The following is a 24,711-nucleotide window of genomic DNA, read 5'->3' on the forward strand; positions in this document are numbered from 1 at the left end:
TCGGATGCTAGTTCCGGGGACCGACATCTCCCTGACCGGGGTGTGACGCTGCCACGAGGACCTCGCCCGCCGCCGTCCGCGAGTACAGCACCGCCCGCCCCGCCCGCCGCCGCTCCACCAGCCCCGCGTCCAGCAGCACCTTCAGATGCCGTCCGACCGAGCCGAGCGCCTGCCCGGTCACGGCGACGAGCTGCGTCGTGCTCATGGGCGTTTCGAGGAGGAGGAGCACTCCGGCGCGTGCGGTGCCGAGCAGCGTGCCGAGGCTCGCCGGGACGGTCCGGCCGCCGGGGTCGGCGAGCGTGCCCGCGCACGGGTAGACGACCGCGTACCGCTCGGGCTCCTCCCAGGACACCCACCCGCCCTTCGGCGTGACCGGCACGAAGACGAGTTCGGCGCCGGAGATCTCGCGGGGCGGGTACTCGTGGAGGTTGATCTGGAGCCGGTTGTCGCCGAGCCAGCGGGTCCGTCCCGGCCGCAGGGAGTCCAGCACCGCCGCCCAGCCGCCCCGGCTCACCTGCGCGGTCCGGGCGACCACGTCCGCCTCCAGGACGCGCCGACGCCGGTCCCAGTACGGCCGTACGGCCTCGGTCCAGACGTATGCCAGGAGCGCGGCCGCCCGTTCGGGCAGGTCGTCCCGGTCCAGGGCGGCGGGGAGCGGTCCGGCGAGGGAGACGCGGAGGTTGGCCCGGGCCTCTTCGGGGCCGGTCGCGCGCACCTGGGCCACCGTCTCCTCGAAGGTCTCCCCGTCGCGCGGAGTGGGCGTGAGGAAGTCGGCGATCCAGGCCTTGCCGAGCCCGGTGCGGACGAGCAGCGCGGTCACCGGGTCGGCCGTGAGGAGCGCGCGGTAGCCGGGCAGGTGAGCGCGCAGCCAGGCCTCCTCGCCCGGATGGGCGCCGGTTCCCGCGTGCAGCAGCTTCAGGCTCGCGAAGGTCTCGGCGAACGGGGAGAGCATGAACCGGCTGTGGGCGAGGGTGTCGGCGTTGACCTGCCACCAGCCCATGAGCACCGCCTTCGGACGTTTCGTGCGTGCGCGAAACAATAACCACCGCTCCTCGGCCGCTCGGAGACTCCGGTGCATGCGCAGCTACCGAGACCTCTTCCGCACCCCGGAGTTCACCCCGTTCTTCCTCTCCTCCGCCGCCCACACCGCGGCCCAGACGATCGGCGGTCTGGCACTCGGCACCCTGGTGTTCCGGGCGACGGACTCGCCGCTGCTGGCGGCGGTGAGCATGTTCGGGGCGCAGTTGGCACAGGTGCTGGGCGCGACCATCCTGCTCTCGGGCGCCGACCGGCTGCCCCCGAGGGCGACGCTGGCCGGCATCGGACTCGCCTTCGCGGCCGGTACGGCGGTGCTGGCGCTGCCCGGACTGCCGATCGGGGCGGTCTTCGGCGTCGTACTCCTGCAGGGCCTGATCGCGTCGCTGGGCGGGGGAGTGCGCTGGGGGCTGCTGAACGAGATCCTCTCCAAGGACGGCTACCTGCTGGGGCGTTCGGTGTTCAACATGCTTTCCGGGCTCATGCAGGTCGCCGGATTCGCGACCGGCGGCGCCCTGCTGACGGTCCTGTCCCCGCGTACCTGTCTGCTCCTGGCGGCGGCGCTCTACGCCACGTCGGCCCTCGGCGTCCGCCTGGGCCTGACCGCCCGCCCGCCGCGCTCCTCGGGCCGCCCGTCCGTCACGGCGACCTGGCGCACGAACGCCCTCCTGTGGTCCTCGCGCCCCCGCCGCCTCACCTACCTGGGCCTGTGGATCCCCAATGGGCTCGTCGTCGGCTGCGAGTCCCTCTACGTCTCCTACGATCCCCGCGGCGCCGGCGCGCTGTTCGCCTGCGGGGCGCTGGGCATGTTCGTGGGCGACGTGACCGTCGGCCGCCTCGTACCGCCCGCGCTGCGCCCCCGGCTGGCCACCCCGCTGCTCCTGCTTCTGGCCGGGCCGCACCTGCTCTTCGCGCTGCGCCCCGCGCTGCCCTGGGCGGCCGTCGCCGCCGCCGTGGCCTCCGTCGGGTTCGGCGCGAGCCTGGTCCAGCAGGAGCGGCTGATGGCCCTCACGCCCGATGAACTGGCAGGCCACGCCCTCGGGTTGCACTCCGCCGGGATGCTCACCATGCAGGGCGTGAGCGCGGCCCTGGCGGGTACGGTGGCCCAACTCACCTCGCCGGGCACGGGGATGGCGGTGATGGCGGTGGCGTCGGTAGCGGTGACGCTGTGGCTGGCGCGGGGGCTGCGGCGGTGAGCGGCGATCGACGTCGGCCGTCACCTGGGTCAGCCGAGCTTGTCGACCGCCTGGTAGTAGGTCCAGGCCGTGCCGTCGCACGACGACTTCTTGAGGCCGGTGTAGGCCGCGCACACCCGCTTCAGATCCGCGTAGAACGCGTCGTCCAGGCGGGACTTGTTGGCGTCGAAGGCGCCGGCCGCCGTGTAGTTGCGGTAGCCGAAGTCGTGGCGGACGCAGGCGTTCTGGAAGGGGAAGCCGAAGGGGTTGTCCGGGGAGGTCGTGCAGGAGTCGGTGGACCAGTCGAAGGAGTAGGCGCTCCAGGTGCCCTGGTTGGCGCGGGCGGCGAAGAAGGCGCTGTAGCTGGTGGCGCTGGTCTGGGTCCAGCTCGACAGGACCGCGGCCTTGTCGGCGGGAGCGGCCTGGGCCGTGGCGGCGGGCAGCAGGGCGGTGGTGACGGCGAGGGCGGCGGTGGCCAGCGGAGCGGCGAGGCGACGGAGCATGGGCTCTTCCTCCGTGGGGGCGTGGACTGCCCCCGCGGGGATTCGCCGGGGCAGTCCGCAGCGTTCGCCACGGAGCTATCGCGCCTGCATGCCGCGTCTATACGGACGTGGGAGGAGGTCGTGGGAGGAGGTCGTGGGATCCCGGCCCGGGTCAGGACCGCAGGTAGGCGAGGACCGCCAGGACCCTGCGGTGGGTCTCGTCGGCCGGAGGCAGGTCCAGCTTGGTGAGGATGCCGCTGATGTGCTTGCCGATGGCGGCCTCGGAGACCACCAGCTCCTTCGCGATCGCGCCGTTGGACTTGCCCTCCGCGATCAGCGCCAGCACCTCACGCTCGCGCGGGGTGAGCCGCTCCAGCGGATCCCGCCGACGGCGCAGCAGTTGACGTACGACTTCGGGGTCGACGACCGTGCCGCCGTCCGCGACCTCGTGCAGGGCGTTCACGAACTCCTCGACCTGGCCGACCCGGTCCTTGAGCAGATAGCCGACGCCCGTTCCGTCGCCGGAGTCCAACAGGTCGGAGGCGTACGTCCGTTGCACGTACTGACTGAGGACCAGGACCGGCAGCGTGGGGCGCTTCTCGCGCAGCCGCACCGCCGCGTGCAGGCCCTCGTCCTGGAAACCGGGCGGCATGCGCACGTCCGTCACCACGATGTCGGGGGTGTGCTCCTCGACCGCGGCGACCAGCGCCTCCGCGTCCCCGACGGCCGCCACCACCTCGTGGCCGCAGCGGCCGAGCAGGCCGATGAGGCCTTCGCGCAGCAGCACGCTGTCCTCGGCCAGCACTACACGGAGCGATCGGCCGCCTTGGTCAACTCGCAAGGAAACTCCACACGCAACAGGGTCGGTCCACCCGGCGGACTGGACAGGGCAAGTCTGCCATCCAGAACGGACACCCGGTCCGCGAGACCGGTGAGCCCGCTGCCCGCCGAGGCGTCCGCGCCGCCCCGGCCGTCGTCGCGCACCTCGAGGGACAGCCGGCCGTCGCGGTGACCGCCGCTGACCCGCGCACGGTCGGCACCGCTGTGCTTGGCGACGTTGGCGAGCGCCTCGCAGACCACGAAGTACGCCGCGGACTCCACCGCCTGGGGCAGCCGGCCCGGCAGTTCGAGGTCCACGTCCACGGGGACCACGGAACGGTCCGCCGCGTCGGCGACCGCGGCCTCGAGACCGTAGTCGGCGAGGACCTTGGGGTGGATGCCGTGGATGAGCTCGCGCAGCTCCGCGAGCGCTTTGCCCGCCTCCTCGTGGGCCTTGGTGAGCTGGTCGGCGAGCGGGCCCGGCGGGGCGTCCAGCCGGGCCAGGCCGAGGCTCATCGTCAGGGCCACCAGCCGCTGCTGGGCGCCGTCGTGCAGATCGCGCTCGATGCGGCGCCGCTCCGCCTCGAAGGCGTCCACCAACCGCACGCGGGAGCGGGCCAGTTCGACGACCTTGGCGCCGAGCTCGCCCTCGCGGGAGGCGATCAGCAGCCGGGTCAGCTCGGCTCGGGCGCCTGCCGCGACGCCGAGCAGGTAGGCGCACAGGACCAGCAGGAGCAGGCCCAGTACGGCGACGCCGAACGCGGTCGGCCAGGTGGTGACCGTCCACTGCTTGAGCACCTTCGCCTCGTTGCCGTCGCCGACCGTGGCCATCAGCAGCGGGGTGGCGACCATGGACAGCGGGAAGAGCAGGGCGACCGTGATGACCAGCGCGTCGACCGGCCACAGCAGCCCGGCGAACAGCAGCGCGTACCCGAGCTCCCGCCAGGTCGCCTGCTCGCGCAGCCGGGTGGTCACCCAGGTCCACAGCCCGGGCGCGGCCGGCTCCTGGTGCTGGCCGGACGCCGGATCGTGGTCGATCAGGCGCAGCCTGCGCCGTTCCACCCCGGCCACCGGGATCCCGCTGAGGGCGACCACGACGAGCAGCGGGATCCCCACCACGACGATGGCGAGAGCTCCGCTGACCGCCGCCACCGTCACGATCGCCACCAGGGCGGCGACGCCGGTCACCGCGCCGGTGACCAGGTACGCGACGGAGCGCCAGGGCCAGGCCGACAACAGGAAGCCCGGCCGGGACATGGCCTGCCACACATTCCGAGGGTGCATGGGGATCACCGTAGGAGGGCGCAGCCGTGCGGGCCATCGGTCCAGGGCGCGGATCGGGGGTAGGGCCAGCCCCACCCCCGTACCCGAACCGGAGGTCACGGGCCCGGCGGCGGGCCCACGGAGGTCACGGGGCCGAGACTGCAAGGTCTTGCCACCGCAGACTGCTGCCAGCAGGAAGGCGCAATTCCGCCAACTTGTGGCGCAAACAATGGCGTGAGACCGACGCTCCGGCGTTCCGATCCGGCCGCGGCTCCGCCTCTGGGCGGCCGGGCCGAACAAGGTGGGGGAGTTCACGTGGAGTTCCAGCTTCTCGGTCCGGTCGAGGCGAGAGACGGAGCGCGGCACATCGCGCTGTCCGGCTCCAAGGTGCACACGGTGCTCGCCGTGCTGCTGCTCGCCCGTGGCCGAGTGGTCAGTGACGACAGACTGAGCGAGCTGCTGTGGGGCTGGGATCCGCCGGCCACGCGGAACGCTCAGATCTACACCTACATATCGAGGCTGCGGAAGCTCCTCGGCCCCGGGGTCGACCTGGTCCGCCGCCAGCCCGGCTACCAGCTGGTCGCCGACGGGGCGCACGTCGACGTCGTCGAGTTCGAGCGGCTGCAGCGGGTGGGGCGGCGGGCGCTGGAGGAGCGGCGGTTCGGCGAGGCCGCCGAAACCCTGCGGCGGGCCTTGGACCTGTGGCAGGGGCCGGCGCTGGCCAATGTGACGCCTTACCTCGCGGAGGCGGAGCTGCCGCAGCTGGAGGAGGTCCGGATGAGCGCCCTGGAGCACCGGATCGAGGCGGACCTCGCGCTCGGCCGGCATGGGCTGCTGATCTCCGAACTCACCGGACTCGTGGCCGAGTTCCCGGTACGGGAGCGGCTGCGCGCCCAGCTGATGACCGCGCTGTACCGGTGCGCGCGGCAGGCCGAGGCGCTGCACGCCTACCACGAGGGGCGCGAGGTGCTCGCCGAGGAGCTCGGGGTGGACCCCGGCCCCGATCTCACGGCCACCTATCAGGCCGTGCTGAGCGGCGAGTTGGGCACCCTGCCGCAGCCGCAGCCGGCGCCGATGTCGCTGCCGGACAGGCCGGTACCGGCCGAGCCGGTCGTCATGATGCCGCCTCCGCTCGCCGACTTCTCGGGGCGGGAGCGCGAGTTCGACGAACTGTGCGGGCGGTTGACGCCCGTTCCGGCGCACCGGCGATCCGCGTTCCGGCCGCGCCGGCTGCTGATCACCGGGATGCCGGGGGTCGGCAAGACCGCGCTCGCCGTCCAGGTGGCGCACGCCATGGCCGCGGAGTTTCCGGACGGTCTGCTGTACGCCCGGCTGTGCGACGACGACGGTGTCGCCGCGGACTGCGCCGAGGTGCTGATCACCCTGCTGCGGGCGCTCGGCGACACCGCCGAGGACATGCTGACGCCGTACGGCGAACCCGCCCGGATGGACGACCTGGTCCGCAGGTACCGGACCCGGACGGCGGGTCGGAAGCTGCTGATCCTGTTCGACGACGCGGCGAACGAACTGCAACTGGACCCGCTGCTGCCGGCCACGGCCGACGCCGCCGTCCTGGTGACGAGCCGCAGCCGGCTCTCGGCGGTGCCCGGTTCGTGGACCGTGGCACTGGACCCCATGGAGACCGGTGAGTCGCTGGCCCTGCTCGCCACCATCGCCGGGGGCGCGAGGATCGCCGCGGAGCCCCAGGCGGCCCACGCGGTCGTCGAGGCCTGCGGGCGGCTGCCGCTCGCGCTGCGGGCCGCCGCCGCCCGGCTCGCCACCCGCCCGCACTGGCCGATGTCGCGCGTCGCCCGCCGGCTGGCCGATCCGGCCTCCCGCGTCGAGGAGCTGCGGGCGGGCACACTCGACGTACGGCGGACGCTGTCCGCGGCCCTCCGGCAACGACCGGCGCAGGACCGGGAGTTGATCCACCGGATCGCCGTACGCGCGGGACGGGAGTTCACCGCGGCGGGAGCCGCGCTGCTGCTCCGGGTCCCCGAGGACACGGCCGAGGAGTTCCTGGAACGGCTGGTGGAGGTGTCGCTGCTGGAGGCGCGCGGCATCGACGCCACGGGCGCGCTCTGCTACCGCTTCCACCCCTTGCTCCGTCTCACCGCGACGAGCCTGGAGGAGTTCCCGGCGGAGGGGGAACTGCTGCGGGCCGGCTGAGCGACGGCACACCCCCGGGTGAGGCGGCCCGACGCCGCGAGGTAGGTCTGGCCCTACCCCAAGTCTCGTCTCTGCCGCACTGCGTCGTGAGGGGCTCTCGCGGTTTCGTGGAGTCATCACGGAAACGAGGGGGGCGGCGCCCGATGACGGCATGGCTGGCTGAGCAGGTGCTGGTGTACGGGGGCTTCGGCATCCTCGCCGCGGTGCTGCTGCTGCCCGCCCTGGAGGCGGCGCTCCCGGTCGTCGGCGTGCTGATGCCGGGTCAGACCGCAGTGGTACTGGGTGGGATGTTCGCCTGGCACGGCCACGTCACGGTCGAGGCGGCCCTGCTGACGGCGCTCGCCGGAGCCGTGCTCGGCAACCTGGCCGGGTACGCCGTCGGGCGCCGCTGGCAGGGGCGGCTGATGGCCCGGATGGCGAAGAATTCGCGCCACCACCGGTGGTCCGAGCGGGCGTTGGGGCTGATCGAACGCCGGGGCGGCGGCGCGGTGTTCGTGGGCCGCTTCACCGCCGTCCTGCGCACCCTCGTACCGACCCTGTGCGGGGCGACCGGGATGCCGCTGCGCCGCTACCTGCTCTGGTCCGTGCTCAGCAGCGCGGTCTGGGCACCGGCCTTCGTCCTGATCGGCTACGTCATGGGCCCGGCCGGGCCCGGGTGAGACCGGGCGGCGGCAGGGTCATGCGACGGCAGGCACCTGCCACCCGGTACGGCGTCCCGGGCGCCCCGGCCGACCCGAGAATGGCTGATAGGCGCCGTTTCCCGAAGTTTTCCGTCCCGCCCAGGTGCGCGGGAGGACCGACACCGACACGAGTTGGGACACATGAGCAACGACGCGATCCAACTGCGCTCCGTAAGCCGGCGGTACGGATCGGGCGGCACGTCCGTCACCGCCCTCGACCAGGTATCGCTCGCCTTTCCCAAGGCGACGTTCACCGCCGTGATGGGCCCGTCCGGCTCCGGCAAGTCGACCCTGCTGCAGTGCGCCGCGGGCCTGGACCGGCCCACGTCGGGCTCGGTCTCCGTGGGCGGGACCGAGCTGACCAAGCTGAGCGAGACCAAGCTGACCCTGCTGCGCCGCGAACGCATCGGCTTCGTGTTCCAGGCGTTCAACCTGCTGCCCTCGCTGACCGCGGAGCAGAACGTCGCCCTCCCGCTGCGGCTGGCCGGCCGCCGCCCGAAGAGCGCCGCAGTCCGCGAGGTGCTCCAGCAGGTCGGACTCGGCGACCGCGCGCGGCACCGGCCGACGGAGATGTCCGGCGGCCAGCAGCAGCGGGTCGCCCTGGCCCGCGCCCTGATCACCCGTCCCGAAGTGCTGTTCGGCGACGAGCCGACCGGCGCGCTCGACTCGCAGACCAGCCGCGAGGTGCTGACGCTGCTGCGCGGCATGGTCGACCGGGAGGGGCAGACGATCATCATGGTCACCCACGATCCCGTCGCCGCCTCCTACGCCGACCGCGTCGTCTTCCTCGTCGACGGCCGCGTCAACGGCGAGCTCATCGGCGCCTCCGCCGAGGACATCGCGTCACGTATGACCAAGCTGGAGGCCGTGCCGTGCTGAGCACCGCCCTGCGCACCCTGCGCACCCGCTGGGTCACCTTCGTCGGCAGCTTCGTCGCCCTCTCGCTGGGCGTGGCGCTGATCGCCGTCATGGGGCTGGCCCTGGCGTCCTCGCTGGACGCACCCGACCGGGCCCCCGAGCGGTTCGCGGCGGCGCCCGTCGTCGTCAAGGGCCAGGACACCCTCGAGGTGCCCACCTCGATCGGCGACCGCACCCAGAAACTCGCGCAGCCGCGCCCCGTGCCCGACGACGCGGTCGCGAAGCTGCGGGACCTCGGGACCGTCGTCGAGGACCGGTCGTTCGAGGTACGGGCCGAGGGCGGGCCCGGCGATCTGGTGGGCCACCCCTGGTCCACCGCCGCCTTCGCGCCGTACGAGCTGGACGCGGGACGCGCGCCCAAGGCCGCCGACGAGGTCGTCGTCAGCGGTGACTGGGCCCGCCCGGGCAGCCGGGTGCGGACCGACGCCGGCACCGTGCGGGTCGTCGGCACCGTCGCCGGGCTCGGCTTCGAGGACGCCGTCTTCTACACCGACACCCGGGCCGCCGAACTGTCGCCGCGCAGCGTCCAGCTCGTGGTCGACGCGGACGCGGCGGCCGTGCGCGAGGCGGTGCGCGGCAGCGGCGGTGTCGAGGTCCTCACCGGGAACGCGCGCCGCTACGCCGACGCCGATCCCGACCGGGACAGCGAGGCCCTCACCGCGATGAACGCCATGTTCGGAACGGCCGGCGGGGTCACCGGGTTCGTGTCGGTGTTCGTGGTGGCGTCGACCTTCGCGTTCGCTGTGGCCCAGCGGCGCCGGGAGTTCGGGCTGCTGCGCACGGCCGGGGCGACTCCGGGGCAGATCCGCCGCATGGTCCTCTCGGAGGCCCTCGTGGTCGGTGTGCTCGCCTCGGCCGCCGGGTGCGTGCTCGGCTCCTACGGGGCACCGAAACTCGCCGAGTGGGCGGTCGACGAGAGCCTCGCGCCCCGCTGGTTCAGCATCGGCGACTACACCTGGCCGTACCACATGGCCTTCTGGACGGGCCTGTTCGTGGCGTTGTGCGGGGTCGTGGCCGCGTCCTGGCGGGCCGGGCGGACCGGCCCCACCGAGGCGCTGCGCGAGGCCTCCGTGGACACCCGGGCGATGACGTGGGGCCGCTGGCTGTTCGGCGCCGGCCTGCTGATCACCGCCGCCGTGACGCTGGCCCTGGCCCTGGTGAGCAACCCGAGCGACCTGCTGCACCGCAAGACCTATGTGAGCCGGCCGATGCTGCTGATCACCGGGGTCGCGCTGCTCGCGCCGGTGCTCGTGCGCCCGCTGGCCCGGCTCATCGCCTGGCTGCCCGCCCAACTGCCGGGCGCCGCCGGGATGCTGGTACGGGAGAACGCCGCCGCCGGCGTCCGGCGCACCGCCGCCGTCGCGGCGCCCGTCCTGGTCACGGTCGCGCTGGCGGGCTCGCTGCTGGGCGCCACCGCCACCCTCAACGAGGCGAAGGCCACCGAGGTCCGCGAGCAGACGGCCGCCGACTTCGTGGTCGCCCCGGCGGGCGACGCCGGCTTCGACGAGGCGACACTGCGGAAGCTGCGCGCCGTGCCCGGCGCCGAGGTCTCCGCGACCGCGTCGAGCGCCGTGTACGTATTGGAGGAAGGCGTGGCGCTCATCAGGTCCGACGCCCGCGCCGCCGATCCGGAGCTGCTCGCGGACACCGTCCGGCTGCCGCTCGCCGCCGGGAAGGTGAGCGACCTCGACGACGACTCGATCATCGTCAACGAGGAGTGGGAGAAGCACGCCGTGGGCGAGCGCGTGGACGTGTGGCTCGGCGACGGCACGAAGAAAACCCTGAAGATCGCCGCGGTCATGACCATCGGCACCGGCAACAACGGCGTCTACGTCACCCCGCGCAACGCCCCGGCGGCCCCTGTCGACCGGGTCGACGTCCGGCTCGCGGACGGCGCCGACACGGCCGCCGTGGCCGCCGGGCTGCGGGACGCGGTGCGGGCGCCGGGCGGGCAGGTCCTCGCCCGGGACGCGTGGGTGCGGGCGACGTATCCCGAGACCAACCGGACGACCCGGATGGGCTTCTTCCTGGTCCTCGGCATCGCCCTCCTCTACACCGGTATCTCCCTGGCCAACACCATGGTCATGGCGACCTCCGACCGGGTCCGTGACCTGGCCGTGCTGCGGCTGGCCGGGGCCACCAAGTGGCAGGTGCTGCGGCTGGTGGGCGCCGAGGCGCTGATGGTGGTCACGGTCGGCGGAGTGCTGGGAGCGCTGGTCGCCGCGCTCAACCTGATGGGCATGTGGAGCGCGCTGGGCCTGCTCTCGGTGTGGACGTCGATCGAGATCCCGTGGGCGACGCTCGGCGCGGCCGTGGGCGCCTGCGCGGTGCTCGCCGTCATCTCGGCCGTCGCCCCGGCCGGCCTCTCCCTGCGCCGCAGGGCGGTGGAACTGGCAGGCGTACGGGAGTGACCCACTGACCGGCGCCGGGCGGTCCGTTCCCCCGTCCCGTTCGGTGCCGCCCCCTCCGCGTCGCGCGGCAACCCCGTGGCCCGCGGCGCGGAGACACGACGGCGGGGACGCCTTGGACAGGCGTCCCCGCCGTTGACGCGGGCGGGGGGAGACGACGCGATTGGTCCGCCGTCCGCGCGGTGGTCGTGCGAGCCGGGCTCGCCTGTCGGGGTCGGCGCTGTCCGAGTGGGGCTGGGCCGGGCAGTGCCCGCAGGGGCCCGGGGGCGTACCCCCGGGGCGGGGGCCGCCCCCCCCCGCAAGGCAGTAGTCGCACGAGGCCGTGTGTCTTGCCTACGCCGTGACGGCCGGGCACCCCCAACAGGGGGCACCCGGCCGTCGCGCGCGGGCCGGACCCGGCGGTGGTCGCGGGTCAGGCGTCGTCGTCCAGGGGTGTGTCCGGGTCCGGGCCCGTCCAGCGCTCGGCCGTCGCCGCGCCCTCGCCCCGGCGCCGCAGGGCGTCCGCCACGAACGAGCCGAGGGCCTGGCCGGATTCGGCGTTGGTGAGGACGACGAAGCCCTCGCCGGTGTCGAGCCGGGTGAACGAACCGGCCCGGAAGCCGACCGTGCGTCCGCCGTGCCCGTACTCCGTGCCCCCGCCCGTCTCGTCCACCACCGTGCCCAGGCCGTAGAAGCTGCCCGGATGCCAGACGGTCAGCATCTGCTGGGCCAGCGGCCTTGTCAGCAGCAGCGCGCCGGGCTCGCCCCGCCGCGCCCGGCGGATCTCCACCGCGATCCGGGCCAGGTCCGCGGCGCTGGACCACAGGCCACCCGCCGCGGCCTCGGCCCGGACGCGCCAACCGCCCTCGATCGGGGCGCCGTTCGCGTGGTGGCCCACTGCCGTCGGTTGAGGGGCCCACCGCGGATACCACTGGTCGAAGCTGCTGTCCGTCATGCCCAGGGGGCCGAAGACCAGGCGCCGCACGAGGTCGGGGAAGGGCTCCCCGGTCACGTCCTGGAGCAGGAGTTCCAGGACCGAGAAGTTGACGCTGTTCTTGCGGAACTCCTCCCCCGCGGGGCGCTCCGCACGGACCGGCGGATGGTCGGCGGGCGAAAGACCGCGCAGGATCTGGGGCACCGTGGGCATCGCGTCCGTGGGGCGGTAGTGCACGACCGGAACTTTGCCGAGTCCTGACTGATGGCTCATCAAGTCCCGTAGCGTGACAGGTGAGTCGGACGGGATCCGCCACGACGTGAGGTAGCGGCCCGCGTCCGCGTCCAGGTTGAGGTCCCCTTGGCCGACGAGGCTCAGGACGGCCAGCGTCGTCACGTGCTTGCTGAGGGAGCCCACCCGGAACGGCGTCCGGGGCGTGACCGGTTCGTTGCCGTCGGCCGCCGTGACGCCGTAGCCCCGCGCCGAGACCACCTCGCCGTCCCGCAGGAGCGCCACGGCCGCGCCCGGCACATGGTGCTGCTCCATGGCCGTGAGCAGCCCGTCCTCGTCGAGGGCGAGCGGGCGACGTGATCGCCGGACCGGCTCGGGACCGGGTGGCGTGGCCTCGGTGGCCGGGCTCGGCGGCAGGGCGTCCAGCGCCGCCGCGAGTTCCTCCAGCGTGGCGTACTCGTAGAGCATGCGCAGGGTCAGCGGCAGTCCCGTGCGCCGGGCCTCGGCGATCACCCCGATCAGCTTCAGTGAATGACCGCCGAGGTCGGCGAAGCCGTCCCGGACGCCGACGCGTTCGACGCCGAGCGCCTCGGCCCAGATGCGGGCGACGCACTGCTCGGTCGCCGTGCGCGGCGCGACGAAGCCGTCGTCCGTCCGCGCACGACGGCGAGGGGCGGGCAGGGCCGTGCGGTCGACCTTGCCGTTGGCCGTGAGGGGCAGCGCCGGCAGCGCGGTGAACGTCGCCGGGATCATGTACTCCGGCAGCCGCTGCGCCGCGTACGCGGCCATGTCGCCGGGGACCGAGGGAGCGACATAGGCGGTCATCTCCCCCTCGCGTACGGCGACGTACGCCTCCCGCACCAGCGGATGCCCGGCCAGCACCGCACGCACCTCGCCCGGCTCGACCCGGTGTCCGCGGATCTTGACCTGGTCGTCGGTGCGCCCGAGGAACTCCAGGCCGCCGTCGGGAAGGTGCCGTACGAGGTCGCCCGTGCGGTACAGGCGCGAGCCCGGCGGGCCGAAGGGGTCCGGGACGAAGCGCTCGGCGGTCTGCTCGGGGCGCCCGGCGTATCCGCGGGCCACGCCGGCGCCGCCGACGTACAACTCGCCGGGGACACCGGGCAGGGTCCGCCGCAGGGCCGCGTCGAGGACGTACACGGACGTGTTGGGCAGGGGCCTGCCGATCGGAGCGACCCCGTCGTCCGGGAGGGTCTGCGGCAGCTCGTGGACCGTCGCGCCCACACAGGTCTCCGTCGGCCCGTACTCGTTGACGAGGCGCATGCCCGGGGCCAGCGCGCGCCAGCGGCGGACCGTCGCCCAGTGCAGCGGCTCGCCCGCGACGACCAGCACCCCGGCGAGGCGCTCCGCCTGCTCGGGCGTGAACTGCTCCGCGAGCAGGTCCAGATGACCCGGGGTGAGCTTGACGAAGCTGTAGGGCGCACCGGCGGCCAATGCCTCCGCCAGGCCGGCGGGGCCGGTGTCCTGCGCGACCGTGTGCACCGCCTGGCCGGTGACCAGCGGCGCCCACAGATTGGGGACGACCAGGTCGAAGGCGACGGACGAGAACAGCGGGGCGCCTCCGGTGCCGCACGAGGCAAGTTCGGCCGCCGCCCAGGCCACGTGGCCGGCCAGGCTCCGGTGCGTCACCTCCACGCCCTTCGGGCGGCCCGTCGACCCGGACGTGAAGATCACGTACGCCAGGGTGTCGAGGTCGTCGACACCGTCCGCCCGGTCCGGAGCCGGAGCCGGTTCCCCGCCGGCCTCCAAGGGGCCGTCGGCCAGTACCGTCTCCGTAGGCCCGAACCGGTCCGCATACGCCGACGACGTCACCGCCACCGCCGCACCGGCCGTCTCCACGATCGACGCCACCCGGGCCGCGGGCCACGACGGGTCGAGCGGCACATAGGCGCCGCCCGCCTTCCACACGGCCAGCAGCGCCGTGATCAGATCCGGCCCCCGGTCCAGCAGCACCGCCACCCGGGTCTCGGCCGCAACGCCACGCCGCCGCAGCACCCGCGCCAGCCCGTCGGCCCGGGCCTCCAGCTCCGCATACGACACCCGCTCCCGGCCCCGTACCACCGCGACCGCATCCGGACAGCGCGCGGCCGTCGCCTCGAACGACCGCGGCACCGAGACCGCCGGCGCCGGGCGCACCGTGTCGTTGACGCGGGTCAGCAGCTCGGTCTCCGCCGGTTCGAGGAACGTCTCGGCCGTGCTGCCGCACGGATCGGCGGCCATCACCTCCAGCACTCGCCGGAACAGCCGCGCGATCCGCCGGGCACGGTCGCGGGTCAGCACGGTCGTGTTCGACTTCAGGCTGATCCGCCGGGACACCGTGGTCACCGCGAGATCGAACTCGGTCTTGCCCGGCGCCATGACGGAGTCCATGTCCACCGCGTCGCTCTCCAGCCGCGCGAAGTCGACGTGGTTGAGCGCGACGTGCACCAGCCGGCCGCCCCCGGCATCCTGCTGCATCTCAGGCATCGGGAACTGGCGGTGCGGCCACAGCTGTGCCTCCTGGTCGAAGGCGGCCCGGACCAGCTCGCGCCAGGTGCCCTCCCGGCGGCGGAACACGAAGGGGACCGTGTTGAGGTGCACCCCGTGGATCCGGTCGGCGCCCGCCGTCTCCGGCCGGGTGTGCACCACGACCCCGCCGGTGAACCGCGCCCCGCCGCCGAGCATGCCGAGCACCGTCCCGTACGCGGCCACCAGGACGCTCTTGAGCGAGGCACCGGCCTCGGCGGCCAGCGCGCGCAGCTTCTCCTCGAGGTCGTCGAAGGGCAGCCACTCCCAGTAGTCCTCACGGGGCCGGTCCGCGTCGCCCCAGCCCGCCGGGAGTGTGAAGGCGGGCTGCTCCGCGACCGTCCCCGCCCAGTAGGCGCGGGCCTCGGCCGAGGCGAGGGCGCGCAGTTCGCCGGCGACGGAGTCGGCGAAGCGCACCCCCGGATCGCGGTACGGGCCGGGGGCGCCGGACTCGCGCAGGCTCCGGTAGCACTCCAGCAGTTCCCGCAGCAGCGAGTGGTAGCTCCAGCCCTCCACGATCCCGTGGAACTCCGAGGCCGACAGCCACCAGCCGTCGTCCGTGAGGTGGACGGTGAGCCTCAGCATCGGCGGCTTCGTGAGGTCGAAGACCCGGGCCCGGTCCGCGTCGTGGAACCGGTGCAGGTCCTGCCGTACCGCGTCCGCGTCGAGTCCGCGCAGGTCCCGTACCTCGACCGGCACCTCGGCCGCGTCCTCCGGGCGCCGCACCAGCTGGACGGGGACGGAGCAGGAGTGCAGGTCGAAGGAGGTGCGCAGCACGTCGTGCCGTGCCGCCACGGTGCGGGCCGCCTCCCGCAGAGCGGGCAGCGCGAAGGGCACGGTGTCACGGATCCGGGTGGTGGCGACGTTCTGGTAGGTGTTGTGCCGGTCGTGGCCGAGCATGTCGATGACCATGCCGACCTGAGCCCGCGTCATCGGGTACGCGTCCGCCAGCCCGCCCGGGAGCCGCTCCCGGTCCGCCGCGCCGAGCAGCTCGAACGGCCGGACCGCCGCCGTGGTGCGCGCGGGGGCCCGCAGTTCGGCAGCCGCGCACATCCCGGCGATCGTACGGTGGTCGAACACATCCCGGATCGTCACGTCGTACCCGCACTCGCGCAGCGCACCCACCAGGGACACCGCGCGGATCGAGTCGCCGCCCAGGTCGAAGAAGCTCTCCTCGACACCGAGCCGCTCCAGGCCCAGCACCTCGCACCACACCCGGCCGAACTCCCGCTCGGCGGCGGTACGCGGCGCGGTCCGGGGCCGTCCCGGCCGCGCGTCCTCGGCGCCGGGCGCGGGCAGGGCACGCTGGTCGAGCTTGCCGTTGGGGGTGAGCGGCAGCCGGTCCACCGGGACCAGGGCCGCGGGCACCATGTACTCGGGGAGCGCGGCGCGCAGATGACGGCGCAGCTCCACCGTGTCCGGGGCTTCCCCGACGGGCACGACATAGCCCACGAGCCGCCGGTCGCCCCGCTCGTCCTCGCGCGCGACGACGGCGGCCTGCCGTACGGCGGGGTGGGCGGCGAGCACGGTCTCGATCTCGCCGGGCTCGATGCGGAAGCCGCGGATCTTCACCTGGTCGTCGATCCGGCCCAGGTACTCCAGCACGCCGTCGGTCCGCCGGCGGGCCAGATCGCCGCTGCGGTACATCCGCGAACCGGGCGGGCCGTAGGGGTCGGGCACGAACCGTTCGGCCGTCAGCTCGGGGCGGCGCAGATAGCCGCGGGCGACGCCCGGACCGCTCACGTACATCTCCCCGGGGACGCCCGCCGGCACGGGGTTGCCGCGCGGGTCGAGCAGATGGACCCGCAGGTCGGCGAGCGGGTGGCCGACGGGGTTCCCGGCACCGGTGTCGACGTCGGCGCGGGTGACCCGGTGGCAGGTGGCGTGCACGGTGATCTCTGTGATCCCGTACAGGTTGAGGACGGCAGTGCGGTCGAGGCCGACCCGGTCGCACCAGGGGCCCAGGTCGTGGATCCGCAGCTGCTCGCCGCCGCACACGACCGCACGCAGGCCGAGCCGGTCGATCCGCGGATCGCCCTCGGCGGCCCGCGTCACCAGCCCGCGGAAGGCGGAGGGAGTCTGGCAGAGCACCGTGACCCGCTCCTCGGCCAGCAGATCCAGCAGGTCCTCGGGGGAGCGGGCGGTGTCGAGCGGGACGACGACCAGCCGGCCGCCGTGCAGCAGCGGGCCCCACATCTCGAACACCGAGACGTCGAAGGCGTGGCTGTGGAACAGCGTCCACACGTCGGACGCGTCGTACGGGAGGTGCTCGCCGACCGTGTCCATGAGCCGCAGCACACTGCGGTGGGTGACCTCGACGCCCTTGGGGCGGCCGGTCGAGCCGGAGGTGTAGATGACGTAGGCGAGGCCGTCGGCGTGGCCGGCCGGTGCGGAGTCCCACGCGGGCCGCGCCGCCGCGTCGGGCTCCTCCCCATCCAGCACGACGGCCGTGCCGGCGTACCGGCCCCGGAGCCGGCCCTTGTGCGCCGAGTCCGTCACCACCAGGGGCGCGCCGGTGTCCTCAAGGACCAGCTCCAGCCGGGCGCCGGGCGCGGCGGGGTCGAGCGGGACGTAGGCCGCGCCGGACTTGAGGACGCCCAGCAGCGCGGGCAGCAGGGTGACGCCCCGGTCCAGGAGGACGCCCACCAGGGTCCCGGGACCGGCGCCCCGCGTGCGCAGCCGGTGCGCGATCCGGTCGGCACGGGCGTCGAGTTCGGCGTAGGTCAGCCGCTCGCCGGCGTACGACACGGCGACCGCGTCCGGGGTGCGGGCCACCTGCTCCTCGAAGGCCTGGGGGAGCGTACGCGGATCCGGCTCGCGGGGGACGGCCGGTGCGGTGAGCCGAGCCCGGTCCGTCCCGTCGAGCAGGTCGAGGGTGGAGAGCGGGGCGTCCGGGCGGTCCACGGCCTGGCCCAGCAGGCGGAGGTACTGGGCGAGCATGCGGGCGGCGGTGTCCTGGTCGAACAGCTCGGTGGCGTACTCCAGACGGGCGGTCAGCGCGCCGTCCGGGGCCTCGTCGACGACCAGCGACACATCGCAGCGGGCGCGGGCCCGGGGCGGCAGGACGGGGGCCGACGCCACACCGGGCAGGCCGTAGTCGGTGACGGTCTCCGGGCGCAGCGTGAACAGGGTCTGGAACAGCGGGGTGCGGGAGAGGTCGCGGTCCGGTTCCAGCTCCGCGGCCAGCAGGGGGAAGGGCACGTCCTGGTGGTCGAAGGCGTCCAGCACGGTCCGCCGGACGCTTCCCAGGAGCCGGCTGAACGACGGATCCGCGTCCCAACGCGATCTGATCACGAGGCTGTTGGCGCCGAACCCCATCATCCGCTGCCACTCGGGCCGCGTCCGCAGCGAGGAGACGGTGCCCACGGCGATGTCCTCGCGGCCGGTGTACCGGGAGAGCAGCACCTGGAAGGCGGTGAGCAGGACGCAGAACGGTGTGGTCCCGGCCGCCTCGGCGGCCTTGCGCACGCCGGAGGCCAGGGCGTCGGGCAGACGGCGGTTGACGGTGCCCGCGTCGTCGCCGCGCACGGCCGGGCGCCTGCGGTCGGCCGGCAGATCGAGCGGCACGAGCCCCGCCAACTGACCTCGCCAGTAGGCGAGATGAGGCTCCAGCGCACCCCGGGCGGCCCGCTCGTCCTCCCACACCGCGTAGTCGGCGTACTGGGTCGCGGAAGGCAGCGGATCGCCCGCGCCACCCGAGGAGAAGTGCCGGTACAGCTCGCCCAGTTCCCGCGCGAACAGGCCGGTGGACCAGGCGTCGCACGCGATGTGGTGCACGATCAGGATCAGTACGTGCTCGTCCTCGGCGCACCGCAGGAGCGTGCCGCGCACCGGCCACTCCCGCTCCAGGTCCATGGGACGGGAGCCCTCGTGCTCGACGCGCTCCACGACGGCGGGCTCCCGGCCGGCGGCCGGGAGCCCGGTGAGGTCGTCCACGACGAGGGAGCCCGCCGCGGGCGGGTCGATGACCTGCACGGGCGTACCGTCCGGCAGCCGGTAGCGGGTGCGCAGGATCTCGTGCCGCTCCAGCATGCCGTCCCAGGCACGCCGGAGGGCCGGCACGTCGAGCGGCCCGCTCAGCCGCAGCGCCAGCGTGACGAGGTACTCGTCGCTGTCGGGGTGCAGCCGGTTGTGGAACCACATCTGCCGCTGTCCGGCGGACAGCGGCAGCGTCCCCGGGCGGCCGCCCGGGGAGGTCGGGGCGGGCGCGGTGTGCCGCCGCCCGCCCGTGAGCCTGCGCCGCAGAAGTTCGGCGCGCAGCTCCTCGATCGTGCTCTCCCCGGGCGAACCGGTGTCCATGGGTCAGCTCCTTCGTCAGGCCGCCGTCGGGTCGGACAGCTCGGCCATCGCCACTGCGATTTTCCGGGGACCGGTGAACGGCTCCCGGCCGTGCGCGGCGAGCATGTTGTCGACGATCAGTACGTCGTCGCGCTGCCAGTCGAAGCGGGTCGACGCCGAGCGGTAGGCGGCCCGCAGGTGCGCCACCGTCTCGTCCGGGATGGGTTCGCCGTCGCCGAAGTAGGTGTTGGTGGGCAGGTCCTCGTCGGGGAAGATCTCCCGCAGCCCCTCCTGGACCTCCGGGGCCAGCGAGGTGATGTGCCAGAACGTGGCGTGGTTGAACCACACCTCCTCGCCGGAGGCCGGGTGGGTGTGCGCCGCCGCCCGGGTCGCCGTGGTGCGCAGCCCGCCGTCCGGGCGCCACTCGGCGGTGATGCCCTTGCCCCGGCAGTACGCGACGACCGCGTCCCGGTCGGTGGTGTTGAACGCCTCCTGCCACGGCACGCCGAAGTCCGCGTGGAAGTTGCGCACCACGCTCCAGCCGCCGCGCCGTACGAACTCCTCCCGTACCGCGGGGTCGATCGCCCGGTGCACCTCGCGGATGTCCGCGAGCGGGGTCGCGCCCCGGGTGTGCGCGGGCTCGATGCAGTAGAAGTACAGCGTGCGGGGCCAGGCGGCCTGGTACGAGTTCTCGTTGTGCAGGAAGATCTCCTCGTCGGCCGGGTAGTCCGTCGACGTGTAGACCTGCCCCTTGATGGTGGAGCGCGGCGAGGAACGCTCGGCGTAGCGCAGCGGGGCGCTTGAGGAGAAGGCGTGCACCACGCCGTCGAACCCGTCGACGCCGCCGACCTCGAAGCCGCGCAGCAGGATCGCCCCGCGCTCGCCGAGGACCGTGCGCAGCTTGTCGCGGTGGGCGGCGATGTACTCGTGCACCGGGGTGCCCGGCTCCGCGGTGTACTCGATCGCGGTCATGGGACCAGTACTCCTCTCTTCGGCTCCTCCTCCGTGGTGGGCCGCGTCAGCTCCTCGTACCGGTGGAACTCGACGGGGCCGGCGGCGGCCGCCTCCCGGGCCAGCGCCGCGAACACCCCGTCGACCCTCGGCAGGTCCTGCACCAGCCAGGTGGCGGGACTGTTCGGCTCGGCATGGGTGACCAGCACCGGGCCGTCCTCGGCGGGCCGTACGTCGACCTCGCTCAGGTCCGTGATGATGCCGACGCCGATCGCCTTGACCACCGCCTCCTTCCGCGTCCAGCAGCGGAAGAAGGCGTGTGTCCGCGCGGTCGCGTCGGGCCGGGCGCGGACGTGGGCCAGTTCCAGGGCACTCATGACCAGCTTGGACGCGCCGTCGACGTCCAGGCTGCGGTCGTCCTCCAGGTCGACGCCGACCTGATGGCCCACGACCACGGCGAGCAGCCAGTGCGGCCCGGACCGCGAGAGGTTGAAGTCGAGGTCGGTGGGCGGCCAGTCGATCCTGGGCCGACCGTGCCGCGGGTGGGCGCAGCGCGGGCACGGGCGCCGGCCGAGGACCACCTCGCGCGGCGGCACGCCGAGGTACTCGCCGAGCACCCGGCGCACCGCGACGTGCGCGGCCGCGTAACGCACCGCGGCCGCGTCCGGCAGACGGCGGACCATCCGCAGTTCTTCCTCCGACAGCAGGTCGGTGTCGTCCGGCGCGAGCGCGTCGGGGGCCCGGCCCCGCCAGATGTGGACCGCGTCGCGGTCCCTGAGCCGTTCGTATGCGGCGGTCATCGCCTCAATCCGTTCGTCGGTAGGTGGTGCGGGGGGGGCGCGGGCCGGTCAGTCCGACATCGCGACCAGGACCCGGCGGTCGCCGGTGAAGGGGCGACGGCCGTGGGCCAGCAGGACGTTGTCGATCACCAGCAGGTCTCCGGTGCGCCAGTCGACGTCGACGGCGTGCTCCAGGCCGCGGTCGCGGATCTGCTCGACGTACGCGGCCGGGATCGGGCTGCCGTCGGCGAAGGTGACGTTCTGCGGCAGGTCGTCCTCGGGCAGGATCTGCGCGAGGGCGGCCGCGGTGTCGTCGCCGAGCCCGGCCGGGTGCCACTGGTCGGACTGGTTGAACCACACTTCGGTGCCGGTGACCGGGTGGCGGGTGGTGGCCGGGCGCACCGAGGAGACGCGCAGTCCGCCGTCGGCCCGCCACTCCCAGGCGGCGCCGGTCGGGTCGAGGAACGCCTCCACGTCCTCGCGGCTGGTCGTCTCGAAGGTGTCCTGCCAGCTCTTGCCCAGGCCGTAGCCGTCGTGCAGGTTCTGCACGTAGCGCACTCCGCCCGCGAAGGCCTCGCGCACCTCGGCGTCCAGGGAGTCCAGCCACAGTGCCGCGTCCACCACCGGGGTGGCGCCGCCGCTGCCCGGCTGGATCTGGCAGTAGAAGGCGAGGCGGGCCGGCCAGGCGTGGGCGTAGCTCATCTCGTTGTGCATCGAGATGGTGAACTCCTGCGGGTACTCCGTGGAGGTGTAGACGTTGCTGCCGACCTTGGTGCGCGGCGAGTTGCCGTGCACGTAGGCCAGCCGGTTCGGCAGCAGCAGGTCCAGCACCTCGTCCAGGCGGTCGGGGGTGACCCCGAAGCCGCGGAACACCAGGCCCTTCTCCTCCGTCAGCAGCCGGGCGAGCTCCTCGGCCCCCATGTCCTTGAGGCGGGAGAGGAGTTCGTCGGCGCCGCCGACGGCCTCGGCCTCGATGTCCAGCGGGGTCCAGATGTCGGTCTGTGTCATCGGTTCATGCCTCCAGATCCTTGGTGATGTCGGCGACCAGCTCCCTCTCCCGTGGGGCGAGGTAGAAGTGGTCGCCCGGGTAGGCGCGCAGGGTGAAGTCACCGGCCCGGGTCAGCTCGGACCAGGCCAGTAGGGAGTCGGGGTCGCATCCCGGGTCCCGCAGCCCGAGACACGCGGTGATCGGGGCCCGCGTCCGGACGGGCGGCGACGCGGGGCGGTAGTTCTCGACGAGCCGGTAGTCGGCGCGCAGTGCCGGCAGCAGCAGCTCGCGCAGCTCCGGGATGTCGTACGCCTGCGACCCCATCGAGCCCAGCCGGCGTACTCCGGCGACCAGTTCGTCGTCGCCGCGCAGGTGCAGGCCGGTGCGGCGGACCCGGTGCGGCGCCGAGCGGGCCGAGACGATCAGCCGGCGCGGGACGACCCCGTGCCGGGACTCCAGCCGCAGCGCCGTCTCGTAGGCGACGGACGACCCCATGCTGTGCCCGAACAGGGCCAGCGGACGGTCCAGGCGGGGCAGCAGCGCGGCCGTGATCGCGTCGGCGAGCGCGGCCATGTCCTCGGCGAACGGCTCGGACAGCCGCTCCTGGCGGCCCGGGTAGCGGACCGCGAGCAGCTCCACGTCCTCGGGCAGGCGCGCCGCCCAGCCGTGGAAGAGCTGGGCGGTGCCGCCCGCGTGCGGGAAGCACACCAGGCGGATCCGGGGCGGGCGGCCGGACGCGGCCGGGTACGTCCTGAACCATGGGTCGTCCCACCCGGAACGGTCAGCCGCCCGTGCCGGTGCCGGTGCCGGTGCCGGTGTCCGTGTCGGTCGGGTCATCCGTGATCTCTCCCTTCAAGTCCGGTGCCACTACGGCGAACAGGGCCAGAACGGCCATGGCGGCGGCGATCGCGCGGACGGTGGTCTCGGCGCCCCAGACCGCGAGGAGCACACCCCCCGCGAACGAGCCGAGCGCGTTGGTCCCGGAGCCGATGAGCCCCGCCGTGGCGGCGACCCGGCCCTGGAGCGCGTCGGGCGTGGTGCGGACCTGGTAGACGGCCGCGGCGACGTTGAACACCGCGCCGACGAACCCGGTGCCCGCGTACAGCGCACCGAGCAGCACGGGCTCGCTGGTGAACCCCATGGCGCCGATCAGCACCGTCCAGGCAACGGCCCCGCCTACGAGCAGCGTGCGCTGGCGCGTCCGGCGCTGGATCCGGCCGCCCGCGAGCGCACCGCACAGGCCGCCGACCCCGCCGATGCCCACGACGACCGCGAGCGTCGCCGACGGCAGCCCCGCCTCCTTGATCCGCAGGATCAGGGCGAGCGCCAGCATCTGGAACAGCACGTTGGTGCCGGCGACATAGCCGAGCGCCGCGCGCAGGAACCGCTGCCGCCACAGCCAGCGCATCCCCTCGGAGACCTCGTCCGCCATCCGGTTGCCGGCGGTGCGGTCGGGTCGCTCCTGCTGGAAGTCCTTGCGGATCAGCAGCAGGGAGAGGGCCGAGACCAGATAGCCGAGCACGCCGAAGCCGAACGGCAGCCAGCGCGCCGCCGACTGCAGCAGCACCCCGCCGGGCTGGCCGAGCAGCCCGGCCGCCCGTCCCCGCGCCTCGTTCTGCGCGAGGGCGGCCGACAGATGCGCCGGATGCACGAGGTTGCGTACGGCACCCCGCTCGGCGAGCCGGTAGAACACCGCGAGGGACGCCTCGACGAACGCCGCGGCCGCCAGGTGCGCCACCGTCATACGGCCCGCGGCGAGGGCGAGCGCGACGCTGCCCACCGCGGTGAGCCGGCCCGCCTCGCACACCAGCATCAGCCGCCGCCGGTCCCAGCGGTCCACCAGCGCGCCGGCCGGCAACTGCACCAGCAGCAGCGGCAGCAGGGCCGCCGTCGACACCACGGACATCGCCAGGGGGGAGCCCGTGTGCCACAGCACGATCAGCGGATAGGCGACCGCCGTGACCCGGGCGGCGAGGAAGGACAGGCTCGCCCCGGACCACAGCAGCAGGAAGTCCCGGTTGCGGCGCAGCGGACGGTCCGGGACCGCTGCCGTGGCGGCCTCGGCGCCCTCGACGAGTGTCATGCCCGGCACCACTCCAGGACGGCCATCGCGCTGTGCATCTTGTTCTCGGCCTGCGCGAAGGCGATGCTCGCGGGACCGTCGAGCACCTCGGCGGTGACCTCGTCGCCGCGGTGCGCGGGCAGGTCGTGCATGAAGACCGCCTTCGGGCTGGTCTCCCACAGCGCCGCGGTCACCTGGAACGGCGCGAACATCGTGCGCCAGTCCGGGTCGGGCTTGCTGGTGCCGGTGGTCTGCCAGCGCGTGGTGTAGACGGCGTCCAGGTCGGCGGGCAGCTCGTCCATGTCGTGGCGCTCGCGGAACACCGACCCACAGCGCGCGGCCTGTTCGGCGGCGCGCTCGCGGTAGTACGGGGCGAGGCCGTAACCCGGCGGGGTGCGCAGCTCGAACTCGACGCCGGGGAAACGGGTCAGGGCGAGCGCCAGCGCGGAAGCGGTGTTGTTGCCCTCGCCGACGTAGAGCACGCGCAGGCCCTCGACGCGGCCGAACTGCCGCCGCATCGTGGTCAGATCGGTGAGCGCCTGGGTGGGGTGTTCGTCCGCGCTCATCGCGTTGATCACGGCCATCCGGTCCTGGGCGGCCCAGGCGCGCATCTCCGCGGGGTCGCCCGCCGTGCGCGCGACCAGGACGTCGAGCATGCCGGACATCACCCGGCCGGTGTCCTCGCTGGTCTCACCGGTGTTGAGCTGGAGGTCGTCCGGGCCGTACGAGACGAGCTGGGCGCCCAGCCGCAGGGCGCCGCTGGAGAAGGCGGTACGGGTGCGGGTCGAGGTCTTGCTGAAGTAGACGCCGACGACGTCCCCGGCGAGCGGGGCCGGGCGGCCCGCGGTGCCGGCCGAGAAGTCCGCGCCGCGGGCGACCAGGGCGTGCAGGTCGGTGTCGTCGAGGTCGTCGATGGAGATCAGATGCCGTACGGAAGCCACGGATTCCTCCTCGGGGGCGCGGGGCGCTCGGGCCGGATGGGTCGTCCGGGCCGCAGGGATCGGACGGGCTCGGGCCGGATGGGCGGCGCGGGCCGG

General features: G+C 73.9%; 16 protein-coding genes. 5 read left to right on the forward strand and 11 right to left on the reverse strand.

Annotated elements, in window-relative coordinates; translation table 11 throughout:
- Positions 1 to 7: 7 nt before the first annotated feature.
- A complete protein-coding gene (locus ABT063_RS06320) occupies positions 8 to 1,000 on the reverse strand; it encodes a winged helix-turn-helix domain-containing protein (RefSeq protein ID WP_351056018.1) in 993 nt (330 codons plus the stop codon).
- 76 nt (positions 1,001 to 1,076) lie between these two features.
- Between ABT063_RS06320 and ABT063_RS06325 the strand changes: the two genes are divergently transcribed.
- Positions 1,077 to 2,231 carry an MFS transporter gene (locus ABT063_RS06325; RefSeq protein WP_351056019.1) on the forward strand — a complete coding sequence of 385 codons (1,155 nt, stop codon included), beginning with the start codon at positions 1,077 to 1,079 and terminating at the stop codon, positions 2,229 to 2,231.
- 29 nt (positions 2,232 to 2,260) lie between these two features.
- On the opposite strand, the gene ABT063_RS06330 is transcribed toward ABT063_RS06325, so the two are convergent.
- From ABT063_RS06330 to ABT063_RS06340, 3 genes are all read right to left on the reverse strand, one after another.
- Entirely contained in the window at positions 2,261 to 2,713 is a 453-nt protein-coding gene (locus ABT063_RS06330; RefSeq protein ID WP_351056020.1) for a phospholipase, read from the reverse strand.
- Positions 2,714 to 2,864: 151 nt separating this feature from the next.
- Positions 2,865 to 3,533, reverse strand: a complete 669-nt coding sequence (locus tag ABT063_RS06335; protein WP_351056021.1) for a response regulator transcription factor — start codon at positions 3,531 to 3,533, stop codon at positions 2,865 to 2,867.
- Complete coding sequence (locus tag ABT063_RS06340; RefSeq protein WP_351056147.1) at positions 3,497 to 4,768, reverse strand: sensor histidine kinase; 1,272 nt, start codon at positions 4,766 to 4,768, stop codon at positions 3,497 to 3,499. Before ABT063_RS06340 ends, ABT063_RS06335 begins: the two co-directional genes overlap by 37 nt.
- Before the next feature lie 321 nt (positions 4,769 to 5,089).
- Here ABT063_RS06340 and ABT063_RS06345 point away from each other — a divergent pair, with 321 nt between their 5' ends.
- From ABT063_RS06345 to ABT063_RS06360, 4 genes are all read left to right on the forward strand, one after another.
- Entirely contained in the window at positions 5,090 to 6,943 is a 1,854-nt protein-coding gene (locus ABT063_RS06345) for an AfsR/SARP family transcriptional regulator (protein WP_351056022.1), read from the forward strand.
- Positions 6,944 to 7,086: 143 nt separating this feature from the next.
- Positions 7,087 to 7,602, forward strand: a complete 516-nt coding sequence (locus ABT063_RS06350; protein WP_351056024.1) for a DedA family protein — start codon at positions 7,087 to 7,089, stop codon at positions 7,600 to 7,602.
- 162 nt (positions 7,603 to 7,764) lie between these two features.
- A complete protein-coding gene (locus ABT063_RS06355) occupies positions 7,765 to 8,502 on the forward strand; it encodes an ABC transporter ATP-binding protein (protein WP_351056025.1) in 738 nt (245 codons plus the stop codon).
- The gene (locus tag ABT063_RS06360; protein WP_351056026.1) at positions 8,496 to 10,952 is read left to right on the forward strand and encodes an FtsX-like permease family protein; all 2,457 of its coding nucleotides are present in this window, start codon (positions 8,496 to 8,498) and stop codon (positions 10,950 to 10,952) included. Before ABT063_RS06355 ends, ABT063_RS06360 begins: the two co-directional genes overlap by 7 nt.
- Before the next feature lie 409 nt (positions 10,953 to 11,361).
- On the opposite strand, the gene ABT063_RS06365 is transcribed toward ABT063_RS06360, so the two are convergent.
- Genes ABT063_RS06365 through ABT063_RS06395 form a run of 7 tightly spaced genes read right to left on the reverse strand, consistent with a single transcriptional unit; the run spans position 11,362 to position 24,615 of the window.
- Positions 11,362 to 18,915 (reverse strand): non-ribosomal peptide synthetase, encoded by a 7,554-nt coding sequence (locus ABT063_RS06365; protein ID WP_351056027.1) that lies wholly within the window; start codon positions 18,913 to 18,915, stop codon positions 11,362 to 11,364.
- Positions 18,916 to 18,930: 15 nt separating this feature from the next.
- Positions 18,931 to 19,866, reverse strand: a complete 936-nt coding sequence (locus tag ABT063_RS06370; protein WP_351056028.1) for a TauD/TfdA family dioxygenase — start codon at positions 19,864 to 19,866, stop codon at positions 18,931 to 18,933.
- Positions 19,863 to 20,645 (reverse strand): 4'-phosphopantetheinyl transferase family protein, encoded by a 783-nt coding sequence (locus tag ABT063_RS06375; protein ID WP_351056029.1) that lies wholly within the window; start codon positions 20,643 to 20,645, stop codon positions 19,863 to 19,865. The genes ABT063_RS06370 and ABT063_RS06375 overlap by 4 nt, the downstream gene beginning before the upstream one ends.
- Positions 20,646 to 20,693: 48 nt before the next feature.
- Positions 20,694 to 21,632 (reverse strand): TauD/TfdA family dioxygenase, encoded by a 939-nt coding sequence (locus ABT063_RS06380; protein ID WP_351056030.1) that lies wholly within the window; start codon positions 21,630 to 21,632, stop codon positions 20,694 to 20,696.
- A gap of 4 nt (positions 21,633 to 21,636) precedes the next feature.
- Positions 21,637 to 22,449, reverse strand: a complete 813-nt coding sequence (locus ABT063_RS06385) for a thioesterase II family protein (RefSeq protein ID WP_351056031.1) — start codon at positions 22,447 to 22,449, stop codon at positions 21,637 to 21,639.
- On the reverse strand, positions 22,394 to 23,695 hold the full coding sequence (locus ABT063_RS06390; RefSeq protein WP_351056032.1) for an MFS transporter: 1,302 nt from the start codon (positions 23,693 to 23,695) through the stop codon (positions 22,394 to 22,396). Before ABT063_RS06390 ends, ABT063_RS06385 begins: the two co-directional genes overlap by 56 nt.
- Complete coding sequence (locus tag ABT063_RS06395; RefSeq protein WP_351056148.1) at positions 23,692 to 24,615, reverse strand: ornithine carbamoyltransferase; 924 nt, start codon at positions 24,613 to 24,615, stop codon at positions 23,692 to 23,694. Before ABT063_RS06395 ends, ABT063_RS06390 begins: the two co-directional genes overlap by 4 nt.
- Positions 24,616 to 24,711: the final 96 nt, after the last annotated feature.

This window comes from Streptomyces sp. NPDC002838 (assembly GCF_040295365.1).
In the GTDB taxonomy this organism is placed as follows: domain Bacteria; phylum Actinomycetota; class Actinomycetes; order Streptomycetales; family Streptomycetaceae; genus Streptomyces.

Coding starts and splice junctions, on each gene's coding strand:
- ABT063_RS06375 (WP_351056029.1), bottom strand. CDS start 20,645: ATGACCGCCGCATACGAACGGCTCAGGGACCGCGACGCGGTCCACATC.
- ABT063_RS06325 (WP_351056019.1), top strand. CDS start 1,077: ATGCGCAGCTACCGAGACCTCTTCCGCACCCCGGAGTTCACCCCGTTC.
- ABT063_RS06355 (WP_351056025.1), top strand. CDS start 7,765: ATGAGCAACGACGCGATCCAACTGCGCTCCGTAAGCCGGCGGTACGGA.
- ABT063_RS06320 (WP_351056018.1), bottom strand. CDS start 1,000: ATGGGCTGGTGGCAGGTCAACGCCGACACCCTCGCCCACAGCCGGTTC.
- ABT063_RS06350 (WP_351056024.1), top strand. CDS start 7,087: ATGACGGCATGGCTGGCTGAGCAGGTGCTGGTGTACGGGGGCTTCGGC.
- ABT063_RS06380 (WP_351056030.1), bottom strand. CDS start 21,632: ATGACACAGACCGACATCTGGACCCCGCTGGACATCGAGGCCGAGGCC.
- ABT063_RS06340 (WP_351056147.1), bottom strand. CDS start 4,768: ATGTCCCGGCCGGGCTTCCTGTTGTCGGCCTGGCCCTGGCGCTCCGTC.
- ABT063_RS06330 (WP_351056020.1), bottom strand. CDS start 2,713: ATGCTCCGTCGCCTCGCCGCTCCGCTGGCCACCGCCGCCCTCGCCGTC.
- ABT063_RS06365 (WP_351056027.1), bottom strand. CDS start 18,915: ATGGACACCGGTTCGCCCGGGGAGAGCACGATCGAGGAGCTGCGCGCC.
- ABT063_RS06385 (WP_351056031.1), bottom strand. CDS start 22,449: ATGACCCGACCGACACGGACACCGGCACCGGCACCGGCACCGGCACGG.
- ABT063_RS06390 (WP_351056032.1), bottom strand. CDS start 23,695: ATGACACTCGTCGAGGGCGCCGAGGCCGCCACGGCAGCGGTCCCGGAC.
- ABT063_RS06370 (WP_351056028.1), bottom strand. CDS start 19,866: ATGACCGCGATCGAGTACACCGCGGAGCCGGGCACCCCGGTGCACGAG.